General features: G+C 62.2%; 3 protein-coding genes. 2 read left to right on the forward strand and 1 reads right to left on the reverse strand.

Annotated elements, in window-relative coordinates; translation table 11 throughout:
* Positions 1 to 336, forward strand: a 336-nt coding sequence (locus tag VGG64_03095; GenBank protein HEY1598558.1) for a hypothetical protein, incomplete at its 5' end; no start/stop codon positions are given.
* 124 nt (positions 337 to 460) lie between these two features.
* Here the strand turns inward: VGG64_03095 and VGG64_03100 are convergent.
* Positions 461 to 2953, reverse strand: a complete 2493-nt coding sequence (locus VGG64_03100) for a HEAT repeat domain-containing protein (GenBank protein HEY1598559.1) — start codon at positions 2951 to 2953, stop codon at positions 461 to 463.
* 525 nt (positions 2954 to 3478) lie between these two features.
* Here VGG64_03100 and VGG64_03105 point away from each other — a divergent pair.
* Positions 3479 to 4201 (forward strand): hypothetical protein (locus VGG64_03105; GenBank protein ID HEY1598560.1); only part of this gene is annotated, 723 nt, incomplete at its 3' end.

Below are 4201 nucleotides of genomic sequence, written 5' to 3' on the forward strand. Positions count from 1 at the left end.
ACGCTCGAGCAATGGGAGCAGATGCGCACGCAAGGCGGCCAGGAGTCTGCCGCGCCCGGTGCCTCGACCGCCAAGCGAACCAACAAGATCCGTCCCGAGCCTGAAATGGATGACGCCGAGTCCGAGGAAGTCGCCGCGCACGAGTCCGACGACGATTCATCGGCCGAGTGGGACCAGGAGTCGGACGAAGCCGAAGCCGAAGAAGATGAAGAATCAGACGACGAAGGGGAAGACGCGGATGAAGAAGACGAAGGCGAGGACGACGATGAGGAGTTCGACGAATCGGACGACGATGACGACGTCGAGCACGACACGTCGTACGCCGAAACCGCTTGAGTCGCTCAAAGTAGCCGGCACATTCATGTGCCGTAACCTGAACGGGCAAAGACTTCCGTCTTCGTGAGCCGTTTTCTGTCGAGCGACGGCAGAGCGGAGTGTGCCTGCTACTTTAACACGCAACTCACGCATCGTTTGTCGCCAGCGTTTCAGTGGCGGGCAGGCTGTCGCACCAGGTGCGCCAGGCTCGCAGCTCGCCGCCGTGGTCGTGACCGGAAATCATCTTCAGCGCTTCGACTGCATCGGCACGCACGAGCGGATCGGAGTCGCTCATCAGCTCGATGAGGTTGCGGCCGACGATCGTAAAGCCCGCGTCAGCCAGTCCGCGTAGCACGCGCAGCCGCGCGATCAGCGGCTGTTGGTGATCGTGGGCGATTGGCAACAGCTCCTTCTGAATGATCTCGAGCTGCCAGGGCTGCGGCGTCGGGTATTCGCCCGGTGTTTGGCCCAGGATCCAGTCGCGCCAAGCGTCGATCAACTCCTGCGGCGTCTTGTGGTAATGACGCTGGGCCGCCTGCGGCCAGTCGGTTTTGGATGCCAGATCGCCGAGCAATGCGCGGAACACCGCGCGGCGCTGGGCATCGTCGGGCGGCCCGGCCAGATAGCTAGTCATCGAAATCCGCCGCAGCAACAGTCCCATCAGCCGTGCGTAATCCTGCGTGCGATACCAGCGGCGGCTACGCATGATGCACCTCAAGATCTTGGAATCGAACATATCGCTGCCCGCATGGGGATCGGCCGCCAGGGCCAGTCGCATCTTTCGCAGCAGCCGCGTGTCGCCCCACGAATCTTGCACCAATAAATATCCAAGCATCAGCCAGCCCGCGCGCGACAAACTTGGGTGCTGTTGGCAAAACGGATAGGCACTGTTCGCATGGACAAGGCGCTTGGGCTCAATCAGGTTGGCCCGAATTCCCTCCAGAGACGTTGCCAGCTTGCCGCCGGGTAGTTGAATGCCTGGAAGCGGCCAGGCGTTGATTCCATAGAGCTTCACATACCGATCCAGCTCGGCCCAGTGTCGGAACACGAGCAATCGCAACGGTGGCTGCCGGTTTACATCCAAGCCGGTCAGACGGGCAAAATCCTCGCCAGCCTCCGCGATCCATTGGGGCACCTGCTCGATCCAGGGGTTTTCGGCCGGCGACCAGGCCACGATCGGCCCATTGCGGTGGACGGTGCCAGACTGGCCGGCAGCTTTTGTGGCGCGTTTGAGGCAGTAGGCCTCGCCCTGCAAGCGGTGCGCGCGCCAGATAAACCAGCCGATGTACAGGCCGACATAACTTAAAAAGACCGCCGCGAAGATCGCCATCAGCGGCAACGGCGACAGCCAATCGACGGGGCTGCCGGTCATCCAATCTTGGGCTGCTACGATGATCACGACCAGCCCGCAAACGACTTCGATCACCAGGAGCATCTTGACCCACGCACGCCGCCCGCTGACTTGTTGGCTGCAGACCATACAAACCGGCTTGGGCCTTCGCCGGGCCAATAGCCGCACCTCTCCGCACACTGAGCACGCGATGCGTCCACGGCGGAGATGGATGCCCGCCGTGACCAGCAGCCACGCGAGCAACCCGCAGGCCACACAGCACAGTTCGTCAAGCGTGTCATCGCGCCAGAGGGCAACGCGAGAGGCGGCGCCTCCGTCGCTCCGCAGCTCCAACTCCGAAGGGCTCAGCAGGGCCCAGCGCCCGGGGCCAGCGGCGGCGATCGCTATTGTAGACTCACCGCCTACCGGACCCCGTGGGGCGCCGTTGGGCAACTCAAAGAGGTCGATCGAACCCGTTAATCCCATGATCGCCACTTGGCGCGAGTCGGACGAAAATACCACGGGACGCGTCGGGACTTCGACCCGATCCCACAGTATCTCCTGGCCCATCTCGAGATCGACGATCGAGGCCCAACACTCGCCCATGGGAGACACACCTGCCTGGATCGCGGCGCAGCGGCCGTCGAGCGACAAGTCGATGCGTTGCGGAACCGCCAGCGGCCTGTTGGGGGTGACGATTGTTTTTTTCAGTTGGCCGCTAGCCGCGTCAAACACCTCAACCTGCCCATTGTTGTAACTGACAACCAGGTGGCCGGAACCGCTGTCGAGGCCCACGGCAAAATCTCCGCTAGCAGTTCGAACGTGCTGCGAACATGTGGCCCGCCGGGTCCCGTCGTCGAGCGACCAGATGCCAAACTCGCCTTTGGACTGATTGTGTGTGACCTGCAGTCGGCAGTCCTGGCTGGTCGCGACGATGGGACCGTTCAGTGCCATGGCCGGGATTCTTTGCTGCCGGAATTTGAGGCCATCGCGAACCCAGAGCTCGCATTGCCGGGACGTGACATCCGCAGCCGCGACCCGCTGGCCGTCGGGCGACACGATTAGCGGGTACAAATAGTACGAGAATTTCGCCGTTAGCATCTGGGTCATCCGTCCCGCGGCCGTGTCCCAGATGCCCAGCCGGCCGCCGCCGAGATGGACGACCAGCACCCGGCCATCGGCCGAAGCGGCAAGCTGATCGGGCAGTTCGCGGTGGACCAGCCGATGGCCCAGTGCGCCGCATGCGCAGAGCAGCCCGACAAAGACCGAAAACCACATCATGCCGGCGATCGTGAAGCGGGGGCGCATGGCAGGGCGAAGATCTCTTGTTCGGTCGGTCCGCTCGATTCGGTTGCCCCTGGCCAAGGTCAATGAGTGTACGTCATGAAAAAGCCCGCGATCAGTCCAATCAACCCATACATGGCGCCCATGATCTTCGCCACCGACATGATGCCCACTCGATTGATGATCATGCGAAGGATCCTTTGCAAAAGATAAAGTGCGACTCGTTCGGATTTGGTTGGCACGGCCCAGGCTGATGCGCAGCCTCCAGCTAAGGCAATTGCGCACCGCTGCTCTATGGTTTAATGCTTGCAGGGAACCCATTCCAGCAAAACCGTCGCATGGGCGACAGAATTTTTGCTGGCCCGCTCGGCTCACCGGACTTGGATGGGCACCGCGCGCGGAAAATACCGATTCTGCCGGCGCGAGCACATGTCCTTTGAGCGCGCCACTCAGCGGATCACCTTGCATCCACGCGGTCGTCCGGTCATGCTAAATGACGACGTTTGGGGGGACTTTTCAGTCTATTGGCTCTTGGTCGAAGGTGGCGTCATGCGACGATCTCAGCATCTTTCGCTTGGGACCTGGCTGAGCGTGCTCATGGTGGCTGCCGCGGCAATGGCGGCCGAACCGGGCACGAAGCACGAAGCGCTTCCGCCGCTGATCGAGGAAGTGCTCGAGCAGACGGGCGACTTTAACATCGACGACATGCCGCTGACCGATTTTGTCGCGCTGCTGAAAGACCGCTACCGGATTCCCGTCGTGTTGGATCGCGGGTCGCTGGAAGATGCCGGCGTGGCGCTGGACGCCAAAGTCGGCTGTCAGCTCAAGCAGGTGACGCTGCATTCGGCACTTACTTGGGCGCTGCAAGCCCATTCGATGGATTGGGTCGTTCACGAAGGGGTCTTGCTCCTGACGACGCGCGACGTGGTCGACCACACCATGACGACCATGGTTCACGACGTCAGCGATTTTGTTGACCCACGCGGCGAAAAAGAAGAAGCCGACGCCGTGATGAAGCGCCTGGAGCAATTGGCCAAAGTGGTTGAGGCCACCGTGCTGCCTGGCAGTTGGACGGACGCCGACGGCGAGGCGTCGATCAAGCCGCTGGAAATCGGAGCGGCGCGCGTGCTGGTAGTTTATCAAAATCGCCGGGGCCACGAGGCCGTGGCCATGTTGCTGGACGAACTGGCCTACTGTGCCGAAGAGCCGACGCCCGGCTCGCCCAAGCGGCCTGACAGCGCGCACACCAAAGTCACCTCCTGGCGCCGCGCA

This window comes from Pirellulales bacterium, assembly GCA_036490175.1.
Classification (GTDB): domain Bacteria; phylum Planctomycetota; class Planctomycetia; order Pirellulales; family JACPPG01; genus JACPPG01.